This window comes from Acidovorax sp. KPB24-07 (genome assembly GCF_057543315.1).
In genome coordinates this window covers 1-1,854 of the sequence record NZ_BAAJYS010000542.1, presented here as the reverse complement: position 1 = coordinate 1,854, position 1,854 = coordinate 1, and the positions used below count along the sequence as shown (strand labels likewise).

Genomic DNA, 1,854 nt, shown 5'->3' with positions numbered 1-1,854 from the left:
CTGGGGCCACGTGGGCATCGAAGCCGTCGTCCGGCGCGGCGGCTGCCTCGGGCGGCGGTGCCTCGATCGCCTTGCGCCGCACCAGACCGGCGCCCCACATCAGCGCGGCGCCCGTCAGCAGCCCGCCCAGGTGGGCCATGTAGGCCACGCCCCGGCCGCTGAGCCAGTGCTGCAGCAACTCGTTGGCGATCCACGCCGGCAACAGCAGCAGCGCGGGCGCGGTGACATAGTTGAAATAAAAGAACAGCTGGTAGAAAAACCGCACGCGGCGCAGCCGGTACAGCACCGCGTACATGCCCATGAGGGCCGACACCGCACCGGACGCCCCCAGGCCGTAGCTGCCTTGGCCTGCATAGGCCCACCCGGCCATCAGCGACCCGCCCACGGCCCCCAGCAGGTAGAAGGCCAGGTACCGCCACCGCCCCAGGGCCAGTTCGACCGAAAAGCCGAAGAGGAACAAGAACACCATGTTGCCCAGCAGGTGGCCCGTGCTGGCATGCAGGAAAGCGGCGGTGATCCAGGTCACGGGCCGCGGGGGCGCGTCCTTTTCGTAGCTCTGCGCCCAGCGGCGGGTGAAGGGCTCGGGCAGCGCCGCCTCATACCGGGCGCGGGCGGCCTTCCAGTCGGCGTACTGCGGGTCGTCCGCGCGCACGACCAGGCCGGCGCGCAGGCGCTTTTGAAAGCCTTCCTCGTGCTCCATCCACCGCAGCAGCGCGTGCTCCCGGTGCGCCGCCAGCATGCGCTGCGCCTGCTCGGCATCGCGGTGGCCGGCGTCCTTGAGCCACTGCACGAAAGGCGGCAGTTCGATGCCGGGCAAGGGACTGTCCACATAGACCTGCGCCGCCCGGTCCACGGCCTTGGCCTCCCAGCGCTGCGGGCCCCAGAAGACCAGCAGGTTGACCAGGATGATCAGCACCGTCATCCATGGCGGGTTGCGCCAGGTGGGGCGGTTGTCCAGCGGGATGGCATAGAACATGGCGGGCCTGCGTCACCTCAAGGCGGGCAACGCCGGGCCCCGCGGGCCGGCCTGCGGCACCGCGGCGGGACAGCGCGCAGCCCTCACTGGGGCACGAAGCCGCTGCGCTGGATGATGCGCGTCCAGGCCTGGGTGTAGGCCTCCTGGCGCGCCGCCTGCTGCTTGGGCGTCATCGACGCCACCGTGAGCCCCAGGGCCGTGAGCTGCCGGTTCACGTCGGGTTGGGCGACCACCTTGGCCAGCGCCTGCGAGAAGCGGGTGACGAACGCGGCCGGCGTACCGGTGGGCGCGTAGAAGCCGTAGTAGGGCAGGTCCTCGAAGCCTTTCAGCCCCAATTCGTCGAACGTGGGCACGTCCGGCAGCGCGGCCTGGCGCTGGGTGCCCAGCACGGCCAGCACGCGCACCTTGCCGCCCTTGTGGTTTTCGATGAAGTCCTGCACCGAGGCCACCCCGGCGGGGATCTGGTTGCCCAGCATGTCGGCGATCATGGGCGCGCTGCCGCGGTATGGCGCCGCCACCAGGTCGATGCGGTACTTCTCGCCGATGAGCTTGACCAGAAACTCCGGCGTGGAGGCCGGGGCCGGGATGCCCACCGCGCCCTTGCCCCCGCCCTGGGTGGTGACCCACTGCACGTAGTCGTTGAACGACCTGGCCGGCGACGCGCCGGACACGGCGAAGGCATTCACGAAGGTGGCCACGCCGCCGACCGGCACGAAGTCGTGCACCGGGTCGTAGCCCGGGTGCTTGACCACCTGCGGCAGGATGGAGATGGTGTGGTCGTGCGACAGGAACACGGTGTGCCCGTCGGCCGGCGCGGCCTTGAGGGCCTGGGCGGCGATCTGCCCGCCCGCGCCGGGGCGGTTGTCCACCACCACCGG

The 1,854-nt window shown here is 70.9% G+C and carries 2 protein-coding genes; both read right to left on the bottom strand.

What is annotated here, in order from left to right:
• Positions 1-976, bottom strand: a 976-nt coding sequence (locus AC27IQ_RS23615) for a rhomboid family intramembrane serine protease (RefSeq protein ID WP_487091009.1), incomplete at its 3' end; no start/stop codon positions are given.
• 83 nt (positions 977-1,059) lie between these two features.
• On the bottom strand, positions 1,060-1,854 hold a 795-nt coding region (locus AC27IQ_RS23610), incomplete at its 5' end, for a tripartite tricarboxylate transporter substrate-binding protein (RefSeq protein WP_487091008.1).